The sequence below is a fragment of the Pseudactinotalea suaedae genome, assembly GCF_009733815.1.
Classification (GTDB): Bacteria; Actinomycetota; Actinomycetes; order Actinomycetales; family Beutenbergiaceae; genus Pseudactinotalea; species Pseudactinotalea suaedae.
In genome coordinates, this window is record NZ_WNXY01000004.1 from 262,595 (window position 1) to 286,947 (window position 24,353).

Here is a 24,353-nt window from a genome sequence, read left to right on the forward strand (position 1 = left end):
GATCGAGCCACGCCTCGCCTCGTGGGCAGCCCTCCCCGCCCGTTCGCGCCGGCCTGGCGACAGGGCGCCTATCATCGGCGCAGCAACAGGCACGAGCCGAAGGGACCGCATGGCCACCAAGACGGTGACGGTGCTCATCGACGACGTCGATGGCAGCGCCGCAGACCGCACGGTCGATATCTCTCTCGACGGTGAGCGGTACGAGATCGACCTCTCCACCGCCCATCACCACGAGATGGTCAGGGATCTGGCCCGGTACATGGCGGTCGCACGCCGTGTGGGCGGCACCGGCTCCCCCACGCCGTTCTACAGCGACATCAAGGCGGACCCGCGCGCCGTGCGCGAGTGGGCCCGTTCGAACGGGATCGACCTCCCCGCCAGCAAGCGGGTCCCGAAGGACGTCATCGCGCAGTTCCACGCCGCGGGCAACTGATCCGCCGCTAGCGCGTCAGCCGTTCCGCGAGGCCCGAGGCTCGCGGCGCCGTCTCCCCGACGGCGGCCCTCACGGCTGCTTCTGCCTTGTCCCTGTCGTTCCCGGTCACCACGCGCACACGGTGCTTCGCGCGGGTCACAGCGGTGTAGAGGAGCTGCCGCGTGAGCAGACGCGAGCCATCCTCCGGCAGGAGCACGGTCACCTCGTCGACCTGACTGCCCTGGCTGCGGTGCACCGTCATCGCGTGCGCCGAACGCACCTCGGGCAGGCGGCCCACCGGAAGGAGCTTGGGCTGCGTACCGCCCGAGGCCACGGCAGCCACCAGACGCGACCGCCCGGGATCGTCAGCCGGAAGCACCACGGCGAGATCGCCGTTGTACAGACCCAGGCCGTAGTCGTTCTCCGTGACGATGACCGGCCGGCCGACGTACCAGGTGGGGAGGCTGCGGTGCTGCAGCGCTCCCAGCGCACGTTCGATCCGGCGGTTCCAGAAACCTTCACCGAAGGGTCCTTCGCGGTGAGCGCACAGCAGCCGGTGCCGCTCGAGGACCCCGATCACGCCGGCCGGGCCGGCATCTCCCGCCGCGGCCTCCTGCAGCGCGACCGCGTGGTCGATCAGCGTCGGTTCGACGTCGTCCAGCGTCACGAGCTCGACGACTCCGGGATCGCCTTCGCTGTCGTGGCCGTCGGCGGCGGGCGTGGTGAGCAGCTCGATCGCCCGGTCGGCGTCGCCGTCACGGATCGCGGCTGCGAGGGCGCCGATCCGGCCACCGAACCTGTGGCTGTGCACCAGCCGCCGCACCTGCGCCGACTCCTCGCCCATGTCGAGACCGGTCACGAGGTCGCCGAGCACCGCACCGGCGTCCACCGACGCGAGCTGATCGGCGTCTCCGGCCAGCACCAGACGGGCCTGCGGCCGCATCGCGTCGAGCAGCCGCGCCATCATCGTCAGCGAGACCATCGAGGTCTCGTCGACCACGACGACGTCGTACGGCAGCCGGTTCGAGCGGTTGTGCCGGAACGGCCGCCCGGGCACCGCTCCGAGCAACCGGTGCAGCGTGCGAGCCGACTCGGCGATGGTCGCGACCCGGTCGGTGACGGGACCCCGCGGGAACCACGACCGGTTGGTCGTCTCGGTCACGGCCTCGCCCATCCGTGCGGCCGCGCGGCCGGTGGGCGCTGCGAGCGCGATCCGCAGCGACGGGTCGCTCTCGAGGAGCACGCCGAGCAGACCGGCGATCGTGGTCGTCTTGCCGGTGCCGGGACCACCCGTGATGACCGTGGTCCACCCCTCGCAGGCAGCCTGCGCGGCGGCGCGCTGCTCGGCGAACGGGTCACCGCTGTTCCCGGCGCCGCTCCCGTTGACCTCGATGCTTGCCGGGAAGTATCGGTGGAGGATCTCCTCGAGCCGGTCGGAGCGCGACGGCGTGGTGGCACCTCGGTCTCGCAGGTCGCGCACGACCTGACCTTCCTCCTGCCAGTACCGGTCGAGGTAGAGCCGGTTCGCGTCGAGCACGAGGGGGGTCACGGCGTCGTCGCCGGCCTCGCGCACCAGCGTCGAGGTCAGCAGGGCGGCACGCCACGCCTGGACGTCCCAGTCCTGCGCGAGCAGCTCCCGCACGCGGCTGCTGCCGAGGTCGAGGCACACCGATCCCTGCCGTACGGCCCGCACGGCCAGGGCGGCCGCGACCAGCACCCGTTCGTCCTCGCAGCCGCCGAGTGCGCCCAGCCGGCGCGCGACGTGCACGTCGGCGGCGCTTAGGCCGTCCGGATGGTTGAGCTCCTCGAGCAACCCTGTCGCTGCCCTCGCCACCTCACGTCCGAACGGATCCACGTCGACCGCGGCAGCGACGCGGCCCTGCGCCTCCAGCTCGCTCACGCCGCCACCTCCGCGCCGTCGAGCAGGTCCGAGATCTCGCTGACCAGCGCCGCCGGCGGCTGCCACGAGAAGACACCGCACGGGTGGCCGTCGACCACGGGCGTGTCCGGTCCGCACATCCCGCGCACGTACAGGTAGAGCACTCCACCGAGGTGGCGCGCCGGGTCGTAGCCGGGCAGCCGCCACCGCAGGAATCGGTGCAGCACCACCGCGTACAGGAGCGCCTGCAGCGGGTACGAGGAGTGGGTCATCGCCTCGGCGAGCCGCACCGGTGCGTACGCGCTCGCGCGGAGCTCCTCGTCGAAGGACCCGAGCCAGTTGGTCTTGTAGTCGACCACGAGATAGCGCTCACCCACCCGGAGCATCACGTCGACAGAACCTGTGAGGTAGCCGCGCAACCGCTGTGCGGCGTACGCCGGGTCGGCGACGATGCCCGCGTAGGGGAGCAGCGGGTCGCCGGGGCGTAGGTGCTTCCGCAGCAACGGGCCGAGATCGGCCAGTGTGGCGTCAGCACTGCCGCCGCCGCCGGCATCGCCACCGTGCAGCGGCAGCTCGAAGTCGAGCTCGGCGAGCCTGTCGGCCAGGCCGATCTCTCGCAGCGTGGTGCCCGCGAGCGGGCCGAGCGGTGTGTCGCAGACCGCGACCAGCGCATCGGCGAGCGCCTCTGTCGCAGCGGGGTCGGCGAGCTCGGCCACCGGCCACCGCACCCGCGCCTCGGCGATCCGGGTGAGCATCTCCTCACGCAGGTCCCCGCCGTGCTCGGGCGTGGCCGGGTCGGCGAGCTCGAGCACCTCGTGCACCAACGATCCGAAGGTCGCCCCGGCCGGCAGCGCTGCCATCGGCGAGGGCAGATCCCCGACGACGGCCACCTCGGTCGTGGGGTCGACATCGGGCTCGTCGTCGCGGGTGGTGTACTCCGGCTCGCTGTCCACCATCGGGCCACCGACACCGACGACCCGGGTCGCGAGCTCGGCCTCCGCAGCGGCGCTGAGAGCCGAGTAGGAGGTACGCCGCCAGATCATGTCGATGTGCCGTTCCCAGCGACGCGCACCGAGCGCGGGTCGGATCGGCTCCCCCACGGCATCCGCCACATCGGCGGGTTCGGCGGTCTCGACGCTGAACGCGCCCACCTTCTCCCAGCGCCGGGCGTACTCCTCGGTGGTGGCATGGTCGAGCACGGGGACGTTCTCGGGCACCGCCGCTGCTCGCGGGGCGCGGCCGAAGACCAGCCGGTGCAGCGCCGACTGCGGCGTGTTGCGGTTGCTCGGCAACCACCAGGCGACGACCTGTGACTTCGCGCGCGTCAGCGCCACGTACAGCAGCCGTAGATCCTCACCGAGATCCTCGGAGCCGGCGGCTCGGAGGTGCTCGCCGGCGAACGGTGCACCGCCGACGTCGAGGCACCGGTTCCCGTGCTCGTCGTGGAACAGCGGGAAGTCCGGCTCCATGATGTAGTTGTCGGCGAGGAACGGCAGGTAGACGACGCCGAACTCCAGGCCCTTGCTGCCGTGGATGGTCAGCACCTGCACCGCCGCGGCGTCGCTGTCGAGCCGTCGAGGTCGCTCCGCTGCTGCCGGTCCGCGGGCGCCGTCACGCATCTGCTCGCGAAGCCAGCTGCACAGGGCGATGACGCCGAGATCGTGGTGGTGCGCGTGATCGTGCAGCACCTCGCCCACGTGCCGCAGATCCGTGAGCAGCCGCTCGCCGCCGATCGTCCCCAGCACGCGCCCGATCATGCCCCGGCCCGCCGCCGCCTCGAGCACGGCCGCGATCCCGCGATCCCGGATGAGGTCGCTCCACTCGCGGAGGGTCTCGGCGATCTCACCGGTGATCTGGTCGGTGGTGTCGGCGCCGAGATCTTCCGCGCTGTGACCGAAGAAGCCGGTGAGTCCGGCGGCGCGCACGCGTCCGGTGAGCTGCGGCCGCTCGATCGCCTCCAGCAGGGTCAGCCACTGCCGTGCACCCTCGGTGCCGAACACGCTGCCGCCGGAGGACAGCACCGTGGGGATGCCGGCATCGGTGAGCGCATCGGCGACGTACCCGGCCTGCCGATGGCTCTGGCACAGCACCGCGACGTCGCTGGCGCGCAGGTCACGCTCGCCGAGCCGCGCGCCGGCGGTCAGCAGCTCACGCACGTCCGCGGCGAGATCCCGTGCGACGTGCTGGCGCAGCGGGCCGATCCGCGGTGAGTCACCGGCGAACAGCGCCCGGTCCACGAGCCGGAGCCGGAACGGCGCCGAGTGCGGCGCGCCGACGAGCCGGCCGTGCTCGTGGGCGGCGTCGACCTTGCGCACGACGATCCGCGGGTCCCCCAGCTCGGCTCCCTCCAGCAGCGCCTGCATGCGCGTGAGCAGCGGCCCGTCAGAGCGGCGGTTGACGCCCAGGGTCGCGATGGTCTCGGCGCCCGCACGAGCCTGCAGGTAGGTGACGACGTCACCGCCGCGGAAGGCGTAGATCGCCTGCTTCGGGTCCCCGATCAGCACCATCCGCGCGTGTCCGGTGAAGGCGCGGTCGAGCACGTGCCACTGCACCGGGTCGGTGTCCTGGAACTCGTCGACCAGGACGACCGACCACCGTTGCCGCATCCTCGTCCGGGCGGGCGAGTCGGTGGGCTCCAGCGCGTGCGCCAGCTGGCTCAGCAAGTCGTCGTAGGAGAGCAGCCCGAGCCGCCGCTTGCGTACCTCGAGCTCGTCGCGCACAGCCTGCGCGAAGCCCAGCCGGCGCGCTGCGGGCGACCCCGGATCAGCTGCCTGCGGCTCGAGCCGTGCCGAGGGGTCGGCCACGGCGGCCATGGCGATCTTCATCGCCAGCCCTCGCGTGAAGACGGGGTTGCTGTCGTCCTTGAAGCCACGCAGGTACAGATCGTCGACGACCTCGCCCAGCAGGTCGTCGAGATCCTCGACGAGCGTCGCACCCACGTCGGTGTCACCGGCGACGCCCAGTCCCTTGAGCACCAGCTGGCAGAACTGGTGGGTCGTGACGATGGTCGCGGCGTCGAACCTGCCCAGCGCCTCGCGAAGGCGACGGCGGCGCAGGCCGCGCTCCTCGGGATCGACGTCGAGAAGATGGCTCGTCAGCCCGCCGTCGTCGGCGGGAATCCTCGGGTCCTCACCCCGTGCCGTGGCCGCGAACGCGCGCTCGACGCCGACCAGCCGTTCCCGCACCCGCTCGCGCAGCTCCTGCGAGGCGGCCCGCCCGAAGGTGACGACCAGCATCTGCTCGAGCGGTGCCACCCCTTCGGCGACCATGCGGGCGACGAGCGCGGCGATCGTCCAGGTCTTGCCGGTGCCCGCGCTCGCCTCGAGCATCGTGGTCGACCGGTCGGCGGGGAGCTCGCCGAAGACGTCGAACGCCTGCGGCTCGTCCGCGCTCATGCCTTGCCTCGCTGCTCGTGGTCGAGCAAGGGCTTCCAGAGACGCACGGCGTACTGACCGAACCTCGTGCTCTGGGTGGGGCTCCAGAGCTCCTCGCTGCGTGCCGGCTCGGCCAGCAGCCCGCGCTGCTGCTCGATCGGCAGCTCGGTATCGGGGCGCAGCGGGAATCCCGCACCCCAGACGTACTCGTGGTACTGGTTGGCCTGCTCACCATCGAACCTGCCGCCGTGCCAGGCCTCGTACGCCGCGTACGCACGGTTGCTGTCGGTGCCGGGCGTCTCGGCCCACACCGCCGAGGTCTTCAGCGGCAGCGGCAACGGCTCCTGCTGGCCGCGCTCGTACAGGTCGAGCAGCTCGTCGAGGAAGGCGCGCGCGTTCTCGGGATCGACGGGGCCGAGCAGCGACCGGCGCGGCGAGCGCCCGCCATAGATCTCGGCGGTCCAGGCCACCTCGGGCCGCGCGACGGTGAGCGCCAGCAGGTCCACCCAGGCCGAGAGGCGCTGCTTGGCACCGAGGCTGCTGTAGGTGACCCGGACGATCCGCCGGCCGCGCACATCGGGAACCTGCCCGGTGACGTGCACCCCGTCGACATCGATCGTCACGTCGATCGTCTCCGCCGGTTGCGTCCTGGCCTCGGCACTGGCAGCCGCGAGCGCGGTGACCGCGGTGTGGATCTTGTCGAGCACCGGCTGTCCGAGCTGGAGCGGGGGGATCTCACCGCGGGCTCGCTCGGCCGTCTCGAGCGCGTCGAGATCCTCGCCCGCGAGCAGCCGTGTCAGGACCCGGTCGCCGATCGCCCACGCCTGCAGGCTGTCGAGCTCGACGGGGATCGAGTCGGAGGGCTCCTCGTCCTCCCACGGCAGCGCGATGTCGAGACGACGACGCACGAACGCACGCACGGGATGAGAGAAGAAGTACTGGAGGTCGGCGAGCAGCACGCCCGCCCCGCCGTCCTCGCGCACGACCGGCGCGAGCGCCTCGGCGAGGAAGGGCGGCACCCGCCGCCGAGGCCCGGATGCGGCTCGCGCGCCCTCGAGCGCGGCGACGTCGAACGCGAAGGGCTGCGGTGGCTCGCGACGGCTGAGCACACCCGCGGTGAAGTTGCGTGCGTCGAACGGCTGCAGCGGGTGGTGCACCACGATCTGGTCGCGGACCGGTGCCGCGCTCGTGACATCGAGCGCGTCGAGAACCTCTCCGATCGGCACGGCCGGCGGACGGTCGCCACCCTTGACCTCGTCGGCGCCCGTGTAGGTCAGCACCAGGTGCTCGGTGGCCGCGAGCAGGGCGTCGAGCAGCAGCTGCCGGTCCTCGCCGCGGACATCCCGCTCACCGGTGCGCGGCATCCGCGCGAGGGCGTCGTCGCCGTCGACGCTCGCCAGCCGGGGATAGGCGCCGTCGTCGAGCCCGACGAGCGCGATCACCCGGTGCGGGACCGATCGCATCGGCACCATCGTCGAGACCGTGAGCGCACCGGTGCGGAAGTTGGCCCGCGTGGCCCGCCCGGACAGCCGCTGCTCGAGCAGCGTGCGGACATCGGCGAGCCGCAGCAGCACGTCGCTGCCACCTGCGGCGTCACGGATCGTGGCGAGCTCGCGGTCGGTCTGGGCCCGCTGCCAGGCGTCGTCGCCGCCGACCGCGCCGAGCCCGTCGATCGCCTCCTCGAGCGCGGCGATCCACTCCGAGGCGCGGCGAGCCGTGCCGAGCGCCCTGACGGCGCTCTCCAGACGATCGATCAGCTCGGCCAGCCGCCCGGCGAGATCGATCGCGGCGCTGCCGACACCATCGAGCGGCAGCGTCGCGCCGAACCGACGCTGACCCTGCTCGGCCATCGCGACACCGACCAGCAGCCGGTCGAGGCCGAGCTTCCAGGTGTTGTGGGGCAGCGACAGCCCGAACGGCTGCCGCAGGTCGGCTGCCAGGCCCCAGCGAACGCCGGACTCGACGACCCACTGCCCGATCTGCTCGAGATCGTCGTCGCTGAACCCGAATCGGCGACGGACCACCTCGGTGCTTGCGAGGTCGAGGATCTCGCTCACTCCTGCACGGCCGCCGGCGACCTCCACGACGCGGGCCGCGAGATCGAGCAGCGGGTTCGTCCGGGCGAGGCCGCGGTCGGCGAGCCGGACGCGCAGACCGTGCGCCGGGTGCCCGCCGCGCACGACCTCGGCCAGCCCGAACCCGGCCTCGAACAGCGAGGCGAAGGACTCGATGTCCGGGCACATCACGAGGATGTCGCGCGGCTCGAGCGTCGGGTCGTCGGCGAGCATCCCGACCAGGACCTCGCGGAGCACCTCGACCTGACGGGCCGGACCGTGACAGGCGTGCACCTGCACCGAGTCGTCGGTCGGGGCGAGCACGCGGCCCGCGCGGGTGGCGGCATCGGGTTCGGCATCGGCGCGCAGGTCCCGCTGCAGCCAGCCCAGCAGCGTGTCCGGTACGGCGTCGGAGTGGCTGTCGACCGAGACATCTCCCGCCGGCCCGAGCATCGACAACGTGCGCTGCAGCTCGCGCGAGTCACGCCCCAGGCTGGCCAGCAGGGGGTGGTCGACCTGGAGCGCTGTCTCGTCACGGGCGCGCAGCACCGGCCCATCAGCGACCACGGGCCGCAGCCGGTCCCAGGCCACCGCCGAGGCCTGCGGGAGCCACAGGTGCACCTCGCGCTGCTCGCCGACCGCCGCCAGCAGCTCGACCTCGGTCACCGGCAGCCGGGTGTGCCCGAACAGCGAGAGCCGGGCCGGCAGCGCGAGCGGCTCCCCCGACCGGATCCGCGCGAGCACATCGGCGTGCCGCACGTCCGGCGGCGGCACGTCCATCCGCTGCTCGAGGCGGCGGTACAGCTCGGCCTGCCAGACCAGGTCCTCGTCGAGCCGGTGCCCCTGCCCGTCGGAGTCGTCGCCGGCGCGCCAGGCGGCGAGGATCGCCGGCCGTTGCACCGCGTAGCCGGAGAGCAGACCCGCGAGGCGCCGCGCGACGGAGTAGCGCCGGTTCTGACGCTGGCCGGACCGGCCCGGACCGCCGTCCTCAGCATCGGCACCCAGGTGCCGGGCGAGCGTGCTCGCCCACGGCTCCGCCATGACCTCGTCGATCGTGGCGAGAAGTGGCCAGGCAAGCCGGTCCGGGTCCCACGGATCGGTCCGCTCCGTCCCGGTCAGCTGGGCGACCAAGGACCGTGGCGAGACGAGCCTGATACCCGCGCAGACGCCGTCGGCGCGGCCCTCGCTCGAACCGAGCCGGTGCGAGAGCCGCTGCGTCAGCCACCGCTCGACCCCGCGCGCGGGCACCACCACGAGCTCCTCGGCGAACGGGTCCGCCATCGGGGTCGCCAGCAGCCCGGCGAGCTCGTCAGCGAGACGGTCCGTCCGGTGCGCGCGATGGATGTGCACTGCCACGTGGGCAGGCTATCGGCGGGTTCCCACATCGGCTGCCTGCCACCGTGCCGAGGGGACGGGGGCGGCCGGCGAATGGCAACGGCGACCTTCATCGGCGCCGATCTCTGCTCACCACCCCTCCCGCGCCGTGTGCGATCGTGGCCGACCACGCCCCACATCGCACACGATCAGGATCCGGGGAGGCAGACCGGGCAGGGCACGAGCACCCCGCCCCACCCGCGGACCTGCAGGACCGCGGCGACCTGCTGCGCCACGCCGCAAGGATCACCCGAGACGTCGGCACAGCCGCATCTGAGGGTGGCGAGCGAGTCGACGACCGCACGGTTGTCGCGGCGCATGTCGCGGAACTTCCCGCTGCCGGCGTGGCCGACCCTGCCGTCGAGCTCGACGAGCAGCCGCTGCTCGACGTACAGCACGTCGACCTCCGAGCGCCGCCGCGCGACCTGACGACGCGCACTCGGAAGTCCGTGGGCCCGCTCGACGTCGCGCAGGTACCGCCGCTCGAGAGGGCTGCGGGCGCCCTCGGCCACCTCGCCGAGCACCTCGAGGAGGCCCGTCCTCGTGTGCGTTCCGGGCCGAGAACGGCCCGGACCGCACACGATCCTCAGTCGATCGTCTCCGGGAGCCGGTGACCGATGAGGGCGAGGCACTGCATGGTCGCGAGGCTGCCCTGCGCGGCGTCGTTGGTCCACAGCGTGGGGGCGTCGTCGACCGGCGCCATCACCTCGGGCGGCTCCCGCCGCACAGACGTGAAGTCGCCGCGCATCCGCTCGCCGCCCGCGAAGAACGCCCGCCAGGCGCGGTCGGCGAGATCGTCGCGGCCGAGCCGGTTGGCTGCGAAGGCGAGGATCCGCGAGTGGGGCTGCTCGAACGGCGATCCGTCGTGCTCGCGGCCCAGCTCGGCGACCTGCTCCTCGGGGGTGCCGAGGTACAGCCGGCAGTACTGCAGCCACGCGTCACGGAACCCGGGTGCCTCGTCCTCGCCCACGAGGTCGATGAGCTCGCTGCAGATCTCCACGAGCCCGAACATGATCGACAGGTGCGAGGCGCCCACCCGGTCCCGGTTCACGTCGAACCGGCCGGTGTCGAGGTCGTACAGCGCCTCGCCGGTGAAGAACCCGTGCGGCATCGCGCCGATGTCGCTCATCGTCCCCAGCAGCCGGTCTCGCGAGCGCTCGTTCCCGGTGATCTCCCAGTCCGCCAGCCACGTGGACGCGAGCGCGCTCCAGTCGGTGCCCAGCCCGACCCCGAGGGCGTTCCGCTGCGGCCGGTAGGTCGCCGCATCCCGCCGCACCTTGCGCACCGGGTCGAGCCCGAGGAAGGTCTGGTCGGAGTCGCGCAACTCGAGCATGAGGTCGCGCGAGTGCTCGTCGGCCGTGAGCAGGTAGTGGTGCCTGCGGTAGACGGGTGAGCTGATCCGCAGCTGCTTGGCGCTGCAGCCCCAGTGCTGCACGTTGTGCCGGGTGCCCAGGCCCTGCCACCGCCCGGTGTGGTAGACGTCCACGTCCCCGGTGTGACGCGTCAGCCGCTCCGCGAGCCGGAACACGTCCGCGCGCCCGGTGCGCAGGAACGCCGTCCACAGCCACAGGTCGGGCGACAGCTCGGAGTTGTCCCACGCGTAGCCGCCCACGTCGTAGCGCCAGGTGTGGCGGTCCTCGTCGTAGGCGTGCATCAGGTCGCCGTAGTTCCAGAAGCCGTACCAGGACCGCTGGTCGATCTGCCCCGCGTAGAAGTCCAGGAGAGCGCTCAACCGGTTCTCCAGCTGCGCCCGCGCCGGCGTGGAGGAGTCCGGCAGGTCCCAGTCCCCCAGCACCCGGGCCGCGTGCAGCGCCTCCGGGGTCACCGCGAGCCGCGGCGCCTGCACCACGTGGGCGACGTCGGCAGCCAGCAGCGACAGCGACGGCGTCGCCGCGTAGCCGACCACCTCGAGCTCGTGGGTGCGGGCGATGCCGTGCGCGTCGCCGAACCCGGGCTCGTAGTCCTCGTAGGTGATCTCGAGCGCGTCGAGCTGGTCGGGGTAGGTCTCCTGCCCGAGGCCGTCGTGGTAGAACCGCAGGTCCATCGGCTCGGCGTCGGGCGACCAGAGCCAGAGCGTCAACGAGGCGGTGGCCTCGCCGTCGGCTGCGGCGCCCTCGACGTCGAGGCCGGTGGGGTGGGACTGCCAGAACCCGGTGAGCCCGATCCCGAGCCCGCCACCGGGGTCGCCGACGTACCCGAAGCCGTCGGACCGCGTTCCCTCGGTCACGCCGATCCACGGCCGCTCGCTCGCGGTCCGCTTGCGCACCGTGAAGCCGTTCGCGCTGTGCTGCCGCAGGCTCCACGCGTCCCAGCACGGGATCCATCGCGCGAGCCTGGCCACGTCCTGCTCCCAGGTGGTGCTCGACGGCGTGGCCTCGCCGCGCATCTGTGCCTCTCGGACCGCTCGACCCGGGTCGCGTCGAAGACCCGTGAGCCCGCGCACGGCCTCGCGCAGCAGCCCGCCCTCCGCGCCGGCGAGGCGCACGTGCCGGTCGTGGGGCTCGGCGCGCAGCGGCACGTCGAACCGGATCCCGAGCGAGGAGAGGTAGTCGGCCTCGGCGTCGCCGTCCCAGATGAAGGAGTGCACCACCCGCAGGTGCGTGGAGCCGGCGGTCGCCACCAGCCGCACCGTGAACGGCAGCCAGCGGCGCCCGGCGTCGGTGCGGTGCCACCCCTCGACCCGCACGACCGCGCGCACCGGCCCGCGCTGCTCGACCGTGACGCTCTCGACCTCGCCGACGCCGTGGTCGCGCCGGTCGTGGTCGGGTCGTGGCGTGCTCTGGACGCTGGAGACCAGCCGGCCGTCGCGCCCGACGACGACCCCTCCGATCGCGAGCTCGCTCACCAGGGCGTCGCCCGAGCGAGGCACCGTCACGGTCATCGCGCCGGTGTCCAGCACCACCGCGTCCGTGCGCTCCTCGACGCTGACGGCCTGCTCCGGGCCGGCGTGCGCGTCCTCGACGAGGCGGTAGCCACGGGCGGGTTCGCCGCGGGCACCGATCGCGATGCCGGTCCACTTCACGCTGCCGTCCGGCCACGTGGCCAACGGCCACAGCTGCGCCGGGACCGGGGCGCCGCCGTCGTCGACGACACCGAGCGACGCGAGCTCGGTGACCACCCCGCGCGGCAGCGGCGCGCCCAGGGTGGCGCCGGCCGGGAGAGCGGCCGGGGCGTGGTCGTCGATCCAGCGGAGCGGGACGTCGATCGTGCGGTGGGTGCTCATAGGAGTGGGGTCACCTCGAGGTTGCGGTAGTGAGCGGACAGGGGGGCCATCTGGCGGAAGCCGATCCGCCCCGGCCCGAGCGGCGGGCCGGTGGCGCCGTCGTCGGTCCAGCGGAACAGCTCCAGGTCGTCGATCGCGAAGGCGATCTCGGGACCGCGCTTGGTCACGCGCACCCGGTAGTGGCCGTCGGCGTCGGCGGGCGCCGGCAGCGGGTCGGCGCCCTGGGCGACCAGGTGGAAGCCGGGGCTCTTGCGGAGATTGCAGGTGTGGAAGCGACGCTCGGCCGGCCACCGACGGCGGTAGTAGGAGACATGCAGGGTGCGTACGTCGCCCGAGTGGTACTGCGGGTAGTAGCCGGTGCGCGGCGCGAGGGTGGGGTCGAACAGGTCCCTGCCCTCGGTGCCGGACGCGGCGAAGAACAGCATCGCCAGCCCGGTGTCCTGCAGCGGCCGGAAGTCCCACGCGATCTCCACGTCGGGGCCGAAGATCTCGGGGCACCAGACCGTGACGTGCGCGTGGTCGCCACGCCCCTCGGCGGCCAGCGCAGCCTCGTCCGCGGTGCTGAACAGCCGCGCGCCGCCGTCGACGTGCTCGACGCCGAGCGGACCTTCGGCGACCCAGCCCTGCAGGTCGGCGGCGGTGGCGAGCGGGTTCCGGTACGTCATGGGCGCACGAACCGGGCGCCGAGCGCTTCCGCGTGGTCGTCCAGACCACGGATCACGCGCAGCTGCTGAGCCACGAAGGCCGCCACGGTGGTGGCGCCGAACGCACCGAAGTGGGTGTTGTCGGGGGCGCCGGTCTCGGGGTGCGCGTGCCCGAAGAGCCGCCACGACTCCTCCTCGCCCATCCAGGCGTAGAGCCACCGCGTGAAGCCGGTGAGCTCCAGGACCGGCACGTCGAGCTCGGTACCCAGCGCGCGCACCGCCGCGGGGTAGGGGCCGTGCGAGAGCTGCAGGTCGCCGTCGTCGGTGAAGAGCCGACGCTCGACGCTGGTCCCGAGCACCGGCAGCCCACCGGCGGCGCGCGCCTCCTCGACGAAGGTGCGCAGGTTCCTCGCGTAGCCACCGGTCGCCGCGAGGGTGTCCGGCTCCTTCTGGTCGTTGTGGCCGAACTGGATCACGACGACGTCGCCCGGCTCGGTCGCGTCCAGCACGCGCTGCCAGCGGCCCTCGGCGCGGAAGGAGTCCGTGGTCGCTCCGCCGATCGCCTCGTTGTGGACCGGCTCCTCCACGTGCAGGTGAAGGGCCGCACCCCACCCCGCCACACCGGTGTCGTCGAGCGGGCCGGGCGCCACCGTGGAGTCGCCAGCCAGGTGGATGGTGATGGATGGGCCGCTGCTGCTCAACCCTTCACGCTCCCGATCAGCATGCCCTTGGCGAAGTGCTTCTGCAGGAACGGGTAGGCCAGCAGCACCGGGATCGTCGCCACGATCACGACGGCGAACTTGATGCCCTGCGCCGGCGGCGGGACGTCGCTGTTCATGTCGTCGGCCGTGAGCGTGGCCGAGGCGGTCACCTGCCGCAGGATCATCTGCAGGGTCCACTTGTCCTGGTCGCCGAGGTAGAGCAGCGGCGACATGTAGTCGTTCCACAGGCCGACGGCGTAGAAGAGGGCGAAGGTGGCCAGGACGGGCTTGCTCAGCGGGGCGACGATGCTGCGCAGGATCCGGATCTCGTTGGCGCCGTCGATGCGGGCGGACTCCTCGAGCTCCTTGGGCAGCTCCTGGAAGAAGTTCTTGATGATGATCAGGCTGAAGGGGTTGATCGCCATCGGCAGGATGAGCGCCCAGTAGCTGTTGAGCAGACCCAGCTCCTTGACGATGAGGAAGGTCGGGATCATGCCGGCCGAGAACACCATGCAGAACACGATCAGGCTCATCATCGTGCGCCGGCCGGGCAGATCGACCTTCGACAGCGGGTACGCCATCAGTGCGGTGAGCGCCAGCTGGATCACGGTGCCCACACCGGTGACGACGACGGTCGTCACGAAGGCGCGCACGAACACGCGCGAGCTGAGGATCGAGGCGTAGGACGCCGTCGTGATCTCGTTGGGCCACACGAAGAACGGCCGCGTGGTGATCTCCAGCTCGGTGGCGAGAGAGCCCGCGAGCACGTAGAGGAAGGGCAGCAGGGCGAGCAGCCCGATGCCGATGAGCACCACGGCGTTGACGGCGTCGAAGGCCCGCCCGGCCCGGGTGTTGAACCGCTGGTAGGTGCGTCTGTCCATCAGAAGATCCCCGGCTGCTTGAGTCGCTTCGCGAGCGCGTTGGTCCCGAAGATCAGGATCAGGCCCACGATCGCCTTGGCCAGCCCGACCGCCGTCGAGTAGGAGTAGGCGCCCTGTCGGATGCCCGTGAAGTACACGTAGGTGTCGAACACGTCAGCCACGGAGCGGTTGAGCGCGTTGGACATCAGGTAGATCTGCTCGAAGCCGGTGTCGAGGATGTTGCCGGTCTGCAGGATCAGCATCACCACGATCGTGGAGCGGATCGCGGGCAGCGTCACGTGCCAGACCCGCTGCCAGCGGCCTGCGCCGTCGATGATCGCGGCCTCGTACTGCTCCTGGTCGACGCTGGCCAGCGCGGCCAGGAAGATGATCGTGCCCCACCCGGTGCTCTTCCAGATCGACTGCAGCAGGATCAGCGGCCGGAACCAGTCCGGGTCGGCCAGGAAGTTGGTGTCGCTGCCCAGCAGGTCGTTCAGGGTGGTCCACAACGGCCCGTTGCCCACCGCGAACAGCAGGCCCGTCAGCGAGACCACCACGGTCCAGGACAGGAAGTGCGGGATGTAGACCAGCGTCTGCACGGTGCGCTTGAGGACCTGCAGCCGGACCTCGTTGAGCAGCATCGCCAGCACGATGGTCAGCGGGAACGCGATGAACAGCCCCAGCGCGGCGAGGATCAGCGTGTTGCCGAGGATCCGGGGGAAGTCCGGGTTGGAGAAGAAGCTCTGGAAGTGCTCCCAGCCCACCCACTCGCTGCCCTCGATGCCCAGGAACGGGATGTAGTTCCTGAACGCGATCTGCGCCCCGTACATCGGCCAGAACCGGAACAGCGCGAAGTAGAGCACGCCCGGCGCCAGCAGCAGGAACAGCCACCGGTAGCGGACCAGGTTGCCCAGCAGGTTGCGGCGGTTCGGTGGGGGCTCGGGCCGCAGCAACGGGCCGTCGTCGACGGCGCCGACATCAGCGGTGGCAGAGGTCATGGTCTCTTCCTCGGGGACAGGAGCGGTTCACGCGGCGTGCCTGCGTGCGAGGTCCGGGGACCTGCCCCGGACCTCGCGCGCTTCAGCATCAGCCGAGCTGGCTGTACAGCTCGTTGATCTCGGTGGTCACCTGGTCGCCACCGCTGGTGCGCCAGAGCTCGACCGCCGCGTCCAGCCCGGCCTCGTCGATCTGGCCCGCGAGGTACTGGATGCGGGCGTCGCCGATGATGTTGTCGAGCTGGGTGCCGTTGGTCGTGTAGGTGTCGGAGACCAGCCCCGCCGCGGGGTTGAACACGGCGTTGGCGGCGTCCTCCTCCTGCAGCTGCAGGCGCAGCTCGCCGAGCTCACCGAGGAACTCGGTCCGCGGCTGGATCGGGTGCGCGTTGTAGCCGGCGACGTTCATGCCGAGCTGGGCCCACGCACCGGTCACCTGGTCGGTGAACTCCTGCCGCTCCGGGTTGAACACCGCGAAGCCGTCCTCGACCGTGTAGTTGTCACCCTCGATGCCGTGGTTCATCAGGTTCTGGGCCTCGGTGGTGTTGAGGTCGTTGAGGATCTGCAGCACCTGCTCCAGCTGCTCCTCGTTCTCCACCGACGAGCGCGGGATGGCCAGGAATCCGGCGTACCCGGTCGTGGGCAGCGCGAACGTGCCGTTGGGGCCCTCGAGCTGGCCCGCCAGCGCCACCTTGGTGGCCGCGCTGCCCTCCTCCTGCTGCTCGAAGAGGTCGGCGAGCTGTGCGGCTCGGGACTGCACGTCGAGGATGATCCCGCCCTGACCGTTGAGGAACGGCTCGTTCCAGGTCGCGGGGTCCATGGTGGCGTAGTCGGGGTTGACGTAGCCGCTCTGCACGAGCTCGCGCTCGTACTCGAGGGCCTCGCGCCACTCCGGCGTGGTGAAGGCGGGGACGAGCTCGCCGCCCTCGTCGCGCCAGACGTTCCCGGAGCCGTACCAGACCTCGATCGTGTCGTACGGGCTGCTGGTGCCGATGCCGCCGGGCCACTGCGGCGCGATCATGCCGTAGGTGTCGTCCGCGCCGTTGCCGTCGGGGTCGTCCTCGGTGAAGGCGCGTGCGATCTCCGCCAGGTCCTCGGTGGTCTCGGGCAGCTCCAGCCCCAGGTTGTCGAGCCAGTCCTGCCGGATGATCACGCTGGAGCGGATGACGTCGCGGGCGCGGTAGACGCCGAAGATCTGGCCGTTGACACCCGAGGCGAGCTCGACGTCGGGGTTCTCCGAGACCAGGTTCGGGTAGTCCCCGGACTGCAGGTACTCGGTGAGCTCCCAGAAGCCGCCGGCCAGCGCCGTCGACACGAAGCCCTGGTCCTTGCCGGTGATCACCATGACATCGGGGATGTCGTCGCCAGCCAGCACCGTGTTGATCCGGTCGCCGTAGGAGGTGTTCGGGACCCACTGCACCTCGAGCGGCACGCCGGCGAGCTCGCTCAGGGCGGTGCCGACCGGGTCGTCGCTCTCGGGCGGCACCTCGGCGAAGTAGGGCGCCATGATGGTCAGGCTGTCCAGCGCGCCGTCGCCACCCTCGCCGCCGCCGTTGTCGCCACCTCCGTCGCCGCCACCGCTGCAGGCGGTCAGCACCAGTGCACCCGCCACCGCCGTGGCGATCGGTGCGATCCGTCGCATTCTCATGGATTTCCTTTCGTGGTGAGTGAAGTCACTCGGGGGACGTGCTGGACGAGGACGCCGCGACCAGCTGGTCGTTGCGTGCGAAGCAGGAGAAGCAGATGGCCGACACCGCGTGGACCCAGGCGCCGACCGTCAGCACGGGAAGCAGCCCGGGCAGGAACCCGGTCAGCAGCACCGCGAGCACCGTGACGACCACGACCAGCGCCGTGGCCGGCAGGTCGTGAAGCAGGTAGCGCACCGCGGTCGTGGCGTACCGGCGCAGCGGCAGCTCGTAGTGGGTGAAGAGCATCACCGCGAACGTCGCCGCGAGCCCGACGACGCCGAGAGCGACCCAGAGCGCCACCACCAGCGCGCCACCGAGGGGGCCGAACGAGTACAGGTTGGCGCCGAGCACCAGCGCGAGAACCGCGAACGGTGCCAGCACGGCGTTCGCGCGCCAGAACTCGCGGCGCCAGACGGCGGCGAAGGTCCGCAGCAGCGGCTGCGCGTCACCGCGGACGCGGGACCGCGACACGCTCGCCGCTGCGGCAAGCGCCGGCGCCAGGCCCAGCACCACACCACCGAGGAACGTGGTCAGGACGATCATCAGGTTCAGCCCCGCGAGCCAGACCAGCAGCTCGGCGGCGTCGTAGATCCGCCCGCCGGGCAGGCCCGAGGTGGTGGGAAACGCTTTCCTCGGCGTGGTGACTGCGCTCACCGGGCGCTCCCCTCGAGATCGTCGTCGACGTCAGGTCCTGCGCATCGTCACCGCCAGCGGTAACGATTCATTGAATGGATTCATGACGGTACATGCGAGCGCCGGGGCCGTCAAGCCGCTGTCCCCCAACCCCAGCCGGAACGGGGCGGCCGGGGTCAGGGAGCCAGCGGGGCGGCGAGGAGTGGGGCGAACGCAGCCTCGGCCGCGCCGATCATCAGTCGGTCCTCCCCCAGCGCGGCGACGCGCAGCTCGAGGTCGTCGGCAGCACCGGGGATGACCTGGTCGACGACGGCGCTCAGCAAGCCTGTCATGTCGCGCTCGGCGAGGGTCGCCAGGAAGCCGCCCAGGATCGCCACCGAGGGGTTGAGCACGTTCACGGCGTTCGCGAGGGCGGTGGCGAGGATCCTGCGCTGGCGTGCGACCTCGGCCGCCACCAGCGTGTCGTCCGAGCCGGCGATCGCGGCGGCCAGGGTGGGTTCGTCGGCGCTGGACAGGCCGACGGCGTCGAGCAGCCGCGCGCGGCTGACCTCGTCCTCGAGGACACCCGCCCCCGGCCCCGACCCGCCGCGTCGATCGGCGACCGCCACGATGCCGGGCCGGTTCTGCCCGAACTCCCCCGCGTAGCCGGCGGCACCGGTGACCGCGTGCCCCTCGACCACCAGACCACCGCCGATGCCGCTCGCGCCGCCGTTGAGGTACACGAGGTCGTCGACGTTGCGTCCGGCACCGAACCGGTGCTCGGCGACGGCGCCGAGGGTGGCGTCGTTGCCGACCGCTGTCGGCAGCCCGGTCGCCGCAGCGACCAGGTCCCGGACGGGTGCGTCCCGCCAGGCGAGGTGAGGCGCGAGCCGCACGAGCCCGTCCGAGGCCCGGACGAGGCCCGGCACGGCGAGACCGACGCCTACCAGCCGGGCGCCGTCGAGCTCTTGATCCCGCCAGCGTTCGATGCTCGCCCGGGTGAGCTCCGCCGTCTGCGCCGGACTGACCACGGTGTCGAGCTCGATGCGCTCACGCGCCACCACCCGGCCGCCGAGCCCGACAGCGGCGACCGTGACCGCGTCCACCTCGGGGTTGACCGCGATGGCGATCACCCCCGGTGCCACCGACACGACCGGCGAGGGCCGGCCCACCCGGTTCGTCTCCTGCGGCGCCCGCTCCTGCGCGAGCCCCAGCTCGACCAGCTCGCCCGCCAGCGCGGCCACCGTCGAGCGGTTCAGCCCGGTCACCGCGGTCAGCTGCGAGCGCGACGCCGGGCCGCGCAGGTGGATAAGCCGCAGCACGGTGGCGAGGTTCCGCTGCCGGACCCCGTCGGCTGCCCCGGCTCGCTCCACCACACCGAAACCCTAGTGGGGGCGTCACGAAAACCCTTGCCCTGCCTCGCAGCGCGGAGCATGGTGGCCGGATGAGCGAGCCTGAGCGCTGGAGCGTCGCCACCGTGTACCCCGACATGTGGGTCGATCCCGATGACGACCCCCGCAACACCGACGGCGTCAGCGCTGACGGCGAGCTCCCCACGCTGCAGGACTACCTGACCAGCTACCGGCTGACGTTGCTGATGAAGTGCGACGGGTTGGATCCGGAGCAGCTGGCGCGGCGGTCGGTACCACCCTCGACGATGTCGCTGCTCGGGCTCGTGCGTCATCTGGCGCAGGTCGAGCGGGACTGGCACCGCACGATCAGGCCCGAGGACGCCGAGCACCGCATCTACGGCCCGGGCGACGCCGACTTCGACGGCGCCGTCGCCGAGCGGGCGGCGGTCGACGGCGCGTTCGCCGACCTCGCGCGCGAGCAGGAAGCGACGGACGCGGCGGTGGCCGCGCATCCGGACCTCGGCGAGCGGGTCGGCGCGGAGGGGGTCGCGATCCGGGAGATCCTCGTGCACCTCATCGAGGAGTACGCACGCCACTGCGGCCACGCCGATCTGCTCCGCGAGTGCATCGATGGGCGCGTCGGGCAGTAGGTGCCGTCGCGGCAGGGACCTACGATGCCCGCGTGGGGGACGATCAGGGAGGATCTCCGGGCGAGAGCGTGCTCACCAGGTTCGCCTCGGGCATGCGTTCCAGCGCCGGCGCGGCGGTGCGGCGGATTCGCCGCGAGCACCAGTGGCGCCGCCACGGTGTCGCGCTGCGGCTGTCGGTGGAAGGGCCGGAGCGCTTCGCCCACGCGATCGCCGAGCACGCCAGCCCGACCCGCCGGGTCCTCGCGGGCGTCGACCCCGAGCTGCAGATCTCCAAGGAGACCAACCTCGCGCTGGCCTGCGCGCAGCTGAGCGGCCGGGTGCTGCGCCCCGGCCAACGCCTCTCGTTCTGGTACCTGGTCGGTCGCCCGACGGCGGCACGCGGCTTCCTCCCGGGGGTCGTGCTCAGCCATGGAGGGGTCACCTCGGGCATCGGCGGTGGGCTGTGCCAGCTCACGAACCTTCTCTACTGGATCACCCTGCACACGCCGTTGACCGTGGTGGAGCGCTGGCGCCACTCCTACGACGTCTTTCCGGACTCGGCACGCACCCTTCCGTTCGCGAGCGGAGCGACCTGCGCATGGCCCGCCCTCGACCTGCAGCTCGCGAATCGCACGGAGCACGACTTCCGGCTGGCGGTCGAGGTCGTCGACGGCGAGCTGCGTGGCTCCTGGTCGAGCGGCACCGCTCCCACCCAGCGGTACCGGGTCTACGAAGCCGCGCACCGGATCACCAACGACGGCCCGGGGGTGCACAGCCGCCACAACGTGCTGCGGCGACGCGTCTTCGACCTGGACGGCGTCGAGATCGCCGACGAGCTGGTCGCCGAGAACCACGCGCTGATGATGTACGAGCCGTTCCTGGGTGCCGGACCCGTGCGTCTGCCCCTCGAACCGGCCTGATCACCCGGGGTCGGCGAGGTCGAACCGGACCCCGAGCAGCCGCACCGGGCGGTCGAGCTCGAAGCGCTCCAGCACGACCTGCGCACGCTCGCGCAGCGCCGCGAGGTCGGTGGTGGGCGCCGCCAGCTTCGCGGTCTTCGTCCGCGTGAAGAACGTCGCGGTCCGGACCGTCACGCCCACGTGCGTGGCGACCCTGCCCTCCTCCAGGAGCAGCGCCTGGACGTCGTCGACCAGCGCGAGCACCGCCGTCGAGACCTCCTCGCGGGTGCGCAGATCAGCGGGGTAGGTGACCTGCTTGCTGAGCGAGCGGCGGACCCACGGCTCGGTGGTGATCGTGCGGCTGGCGCCGCCGCGCGCGAGCTGACGCAGCCCGGGTCCGATGGTGGGGCCGAACCAGCCGGCGAGCGCCTGCTCGTCGGCGTGGCCGAGATCCGCGATCGTCGCGATCCCGTGGTCGGCGAGCTTGGCCGCGGTGCGTGACCCGATCCCCCACAGGTCACGTGCCGGCCGCGCGCCCATCACCTCCCACCAGTTGTCCCGGCTCAGCCGGAACACTCCCCCGGGCTTGCCGAACGACGTCGCCATCTTCGCGCGCTCCTTCGTGTCACCGATCCCGACGGCGCAGCTCAGCCGGGTCCGTTCCCGCACCCGGGCGCGGATCTCGTCGGCGAGCACGAACGGGTCCTCGACGTCGGCGCCGAGGAACGCCTCGTCCCAGCCCCACACCTCGACCGGGTGGCGGAACGAGCGCAGCACGTCCATCACCTCGGCGGACGCGGCTTCGTACACAGGGCGGTCGCTGGGCAGGAAGATCGCCTCGGGCGCCTTCCGCAGCGCCGCTCGCAGCGGCATGCCGCTGTGCACGCCGAGGGCGCGGGCCTCGTAGGTGGCGGTGGCGACGACCTGCCGCGCCCGGGTGGGGTCGCCGTCGCCGCCGACCACGACCGCCTGGCCCGCGAGCTCGGGCCGGCGCCGGATCTCGACCGCGGCGAGGAACTGGTCGAGGTCGACGTGGAACAGCCACCACGTCGGTGACTCCTCGCCGGCCATGGTGGTCAGGCTAGGCACACCGGCGGGCCGGCGCGCGGAGATTACCTCGCCTCGGTCACCGATGCATCGTCGAGCACGAGCGGTTCGATCGCGCCGCCGAGGAGCTGGTTGGCGGACCGGAGCACGGTCGGCGCCAGCACGGTCTCCGGGTCGAGCGGGCCGCCGGCCCGCACGGTCAGCTCCGCGCTCTCACCGGGCAGCAGGGTGATCATCGAGTCGTCCACGGTCGCGTCCGGGTGGGCACGGTCGGCGAGCACGACGACGTCGCGGACGTAGGACGTCGCGGTCACGGTGATCACCGCACCATCGGCGCTCGTGACCGCCGTGGCGCTCACGGCGCCGGGGTCGAGCTGCTGGTCGACGACGTCGACGTAGTCGTGGATCACGCGTGCATAACCGGGCAGCTCGGCAAGGAGGATCTCGGCGCCCGGGTCGCCGGGCGTGGCGACCTCGACGGGGATCGGCACGCGGGTGACCCCACGCGCCGGGGCCGTGACCTCGGCCCTGGTCTCGGCGAGCAGGCCACCGTGGAGATCAAGGCGGCGCAGCACGGCCTCGCCGATCGTGGGCTCGTCTGTGTCGTTGAGGATCACCAGCTCCATCCCCTCGCCGCCGTGGACCGGTTGCACGGTCGCGAACCGGGCGGCGTAGACCTGCCGCAACGTGTGCCACAGCGGTTTGCGGCGCTCGGCGTGGTCGACCGCCGCCCAGGAGACCGACGGCCAGTTGTCGTTGAGCTGCCACACCACCGTGCCGGTGTTGTACGGGGCGAGGGCACGGAAGTGCGCGATGCCGAACCGGATCGCGTGCGCCTGGTTGAGCTGGGTGGTCAGGTGCCAGTCGTCGAAGGTCCGCGGCGGCGGGAAGTGGGGCGTGTAGCCGCGCTCGAGCTTGAGGTTGCCGTCCGCGGCCTTCTGGTGCACCAGCAGCTGGTGGCCGTAGGGGTCGAGCGGGTCGTCGTGGACGACGTCGAGCAGGGTCGTCCACGCCGGCGGCGCCTGGAAGCCGAACTCGGCCACGAAGCGCGGCCGCCAGTCGCGGTACCGCGTGTAGTCCTCGCGGTTCCAGACGTCCCAGATGTGCACGGTGCCGTTCGCCTCGTCGTTGGGCGCCATCAACGGTGACGGCGAGAACGGGCTGCCGGGGATGTAGGGCCGGGTCGGGTCGAGCTCGGCGACCACGCGGGGCAGCAGGTCGAAGTAGTAGCCCTCGCCCCAGCTGCGACCCTGCAGCTCGGCGCGCCAGCCCCACTCGACGTAACCCCACACGTTCTCGTTGTTGCCGCACCACAGCACCAGCGCGGCGTGCGGGCTCAGCCGTGCGACCTGCTCACGCGCCTCGGCCTCGACCTCGCGCGCGAGCCACGGCTCCTCGGCGTAGGAGGCGCACGCGAACAGGAAGTCCTGCCACACCATGACGCCCCGCTCCGAGCAGATCTCGTAGAAGGCCTCGGACTCGTACAGGCCACCGCCCCACACGCGGAGCAGGTTCATGTTCGCCTCGACGGCGTCCCCCACCCGTCGACGCAGCCTCGCCTCGTCGATGCCGGGGAAGAAGGCGTGATCGGGGATCCAGTTGGCGCCGCGGACCTGGACCGGGCGGTCGTTGACGCGGACCACGAACGGTGTGCCGTGCTCGTCCGGCGTGGTGTCGACCTCGACGGTGCGGAACCCGACCTTGCGCGTCCAGGTGTCTCCCGTGACCCGGACCGTGACGTCGTACCGGTGCGGTTCCCCGTGCCCGAGGGGCCACCAGAGCTCGACGCTCGGCACCCGCACCCGGATCGCGCCGGTCACGCGGACGACGCCGGTGGCGGACCAGCTCTCACCGCCGCGCGAGACCGTGACCTCGACCTCCCGGTCGCGGGCGAGGCCGTCCTGCTGCAGGTCGACGTGGGCGGTCAGCACACCGTCGGGCCCGACGACGTCCACGAGCGGTCGCACCTGGGCGATCCGCACCTCGCTCCAGCCCTCGACGGCGATCGACCGCCAGATCCCGGCCGTGGCCACGTCCGGCCCCCAGTCCCAACCGAAGTTCGACGCGGTCTTGCGCAGCATGTTGTACGGGTGGTGGTTGGTGTGCGGCAGAGCTCCGCCGTGCTCCCGCTCCCGGCGCTCTGCCTCGGGGACCGGCGCCGCGAACGTCACGGCGATCTCGTTGCGGCCCTCGCGCAACAGGTGCCCGACGTCCCACCGGAAGCTGCGGTGCTGGTTCTGCGTGACCGCGACGACTCGACCGTTGAGCTCGACGGTCGCGAGCGTGTCGAGGCCGTGCGCGACCAGGTCGTGGCGGTCGTCCTCACCCGGGTGCCAGTCGAAGCTGCGGTGGTATCGCCACGCGGTCGACCCGATCCACTGCTGCTCGCTCTCGTTGTCGCCGTCGAACGGCGGGGCGATCAGCCCGGCGGCGTGCAGGTCGAGGTGGACGCACCCGGGTACCTGCGCGGCGATGTCCCGGCCGCGGAGCTCCTCCGGCGCTTCTCCGTCGACGACCCGCAGGGTCCAGGGTCCATCCAGGCTGATGCTCGTCACGATGGTCCTTCCGCACAGCGGCGTGGTTCGGGCGCCGCACACACTTTCATCGGCAGCC

General features: G+C 72.0%; 17 protein-coding genes. 3 read left to right on the forward strand and 14 right to left on the reverse strand.

Annotation, left to right across the window (positions count from 1 at the left end; genetic code table 11):
* The first annotated feature begins 109 nt into the window (after window positions 1-109).
* A complete protein-coding gene (locus GPA04_RS09070) occupies window positions 110-433 on the forward strand; it encodes a histone-like nucleoid-structuring protein Lsr2 (RefSeq protein WP_156223754.1) in 324 nt (107 codons plus the stop codon).
* Window positions 434-440: 7 nt separating this feature from the next.
* Here the strand turns inward: GPA04_RS09070 and recD are convergent, their stop codons facing one another.
* The 12 genes from recD to GPA04_RS09130 form a co-directional block, all read right to left on the reverse strand.
* Window positions 441-2,312: an exodeoxyribonuclease V subunit alpha gene (gene recD / locus GPA04_RS09075; RefSeq protein WP_170299348.1), complete on the reverse strand. Its 1,872-nt coding sequence runs from the start codon at window positions 2,310-2,312 to the stop codon at window positions 441-443.
* Window positions 2,309-5,686: a UvrD-helicase domain-containing protein gene (locus GPA04_RS09080; RefSeq protein ID WP_156223756.1), complete on the reverse strand. Its 3,378-nt coding sequence runs from the start codon at window positions 5,684-5,686 to the stop codon at window positions 2,309-2,311. Before GPA04_RS09080 ends, recD begins: the two co-directional genes overlap by 4 nt.
* Entirely contained in the window at window positions 5,683-9,075 is a 3,393-nt protein-coding gene (recC, locus tag GPA04_RS09085) for an exodeoxyribonuclease V subunit gamma (RefSeq protein ID WP_156223757.1), read from the reverse strand. Before recC ends, GPA04_RS09080 begins: the two co-directional genes overlap by 4 nt.
* 167 nt (window positions 9,076-9,242) lie before the next feature.
* Window positions 9,243-9,605 carry a putative endonuclease domain-containing protein gene (locus GPA04_RS09090; RefSeq protein ID WP_156223758.1) on the reverse strand — a complete coding sequence of 121 codons (363 nt, stop codon included), beginning with the start codon at window positions 9,603-9,605 and terminating at the stop codon, window positions 9,243-9,245.
* A 74-nt stretch (window positions 9,606-9,679) separates the two neighbouring features.
* Window positions 9,680-12,316 (reverse strand): exo-rhamnogalacturonan lyase family protein, encoded by a 2,637-nt coding sequence (locus GPA04_RS09095; RefSeq protein WP_194238940.1) that lies wholly within the window; start codon window positions 12,314-12,316, stop codon window positions 9,680-9,682.
* The gene (locus GPA04_RS09100; protein ID WP_156223759.1) at window positions 12,313-12,981 is read right to left on the reverse strand and encodes a DUF1961 family protein; all 669 of its coding nucleotides are present in this window, start codon (window positions 12,979-12,981) and stop codon (window positions 12,313-12,315) included. The genes GPA04_RS09095 and GPA04_RS09100 overlap by 4 nt, the downstream gene beginning before the upstream one ends.
* Window positions 12,978-13,661: a rhamnogalacturonan acetylesterase gene (locus GPA04_RS09105; RefSeq protein WP_241680686.1), complete on the reverse strand. Its 684-nt coding sequence runs from the start codon at window positions 13,659-13,661 to the stop codon at window positions 12,978-12,980. Before GPA04_RS09105 ends, GPA04_RS09100 begins: the two co-directional genes overlap by 4 nt.
* Window positions 13,658-14,542 (reverse strand): carbohydrate ABC transporter permease, encoded by an 885-nt coding sequence (locus tag GPA04_RS09110; protein WP_156223760.1) that lies wholly within the window; start codon window positions 14,540-14,542, stop codon window positions 13,658-13,660. The genes GPA04_RS09105 and GPA04_RS09110 overlap by 4 nt, the downstream gene beginning before the upstream one ends.
* The gene (locus GPA04_RS09115; RefSeq protein ID WP_156223761.1) at window positions 14,542-15,519 is read right to left on the reverse strand and encodes an ABC transporter permease; all 978 of its coding nucleotides are present in this window, start codon (window positions 15,517-15,519) and stop codon (window positions 14,542-14,544) included. Before GPA04_RS09115 ends, GPA04_RS09110 begins: the two co-directional genes overlap by 1 nt.
* 88 nt (window positions 15,520-15,607) lie before the next feature.
* Window positions 15,608-17,161, reverse strand: a complete 1,554-nt coding sequence (locus GPA04_RS09120) for an extracellular solute-binding protein (protein ID WP_241680687.1) — start codon at window positions 17,159-17,161, stop codon at window positions 15,608-15,610.
* Between the two features lie 25 nt (window positions 17,162-17,186).
* Window positions 17,187-17,855, reverse strand: coding sequence for a DUF624 domain-containing protein (locus GPA04_RS09125; RefSeq protein WP_156223762.1), 669 nt, complete (start codon window positions 17,853-17,855; stop codon window positions 17,187-17,189).
* A gap of 155 nt (window positions 17,856-18,010) precedes the next feature.
* Window positions 18,011-19,189: an ROK family protein gene (locus tag GPA04_RS09130; protein WP_241680688.1), complete on the reverse strand. Its 1,179-nt coding sequence runs from the start codon at window positions 19,187-19,189 to the stop codon at window positions 18,011-18,013.
* Window positions 19,190-19,257: 68 nt separating this feature from the next.
* Here GPA04_RS09130 and GPA04_RS09135 point away from each other — a divergent pair, with 68 nt between their 5' ends.
* Both GPA04_RS09135 and GPA04_RS09140 read left to right on the forward strand, forming a co-directional pair.
* On the forward strand, window positions 19,258-19,815 hold the full coding sequence (locus GPA04_RS09135; protein ID WP_156223763.1) for a DinB family protein: 558 nt from the start codon (window positions 19,258-19,260) through the stop codon (window positions 19,813-19,815).
* 32 nt (window positions 19,816-19,847) lie between these two features.
* On the forward strand, window positions 19,848-20,714 hold the full coding sequence (locus tag GPA04_RS09140; RefSeq protein ID WP_241680689.1) for a VanW family protein: 867 nt from the start codon (window positions 19,848-19,850) through the stop codon (window positions 20,712-20,714).
* Here the strand turns inward: GPA04_RS09140 and GPA04_RS09145 are convergent, their stop codons facing one another.
* Both GPA04_RS09145 and GPA04_RS09150 read right to left on the reverse strand, forming a co-directional pair.
* A complete protein-coding gene (locus GPA04_RS09145; protein WP_156223764.1) occupies window positions 20,715-21,764 on the reverse strand; it encodes a DNA polymerase IV in 1,050 nt (349 codons plus the stop codon). It lies immediately after the preceding gene.
* 41 nt (window positions 21,765-21,805) lie between these two features.
* Window positions 21,806-24,295, reverse strand: coding sequence for a glycoside hydrolase family 2 protein (locus tag GPA04_RS09150; protein ID WP_156223765.1), 2,490 nt, complete (start codon window positions 24,293-24,295; stop codon window positions 21,806-21,808).
* Window positions 24,296-24,353: the final 58 nt, after the last annotated feature.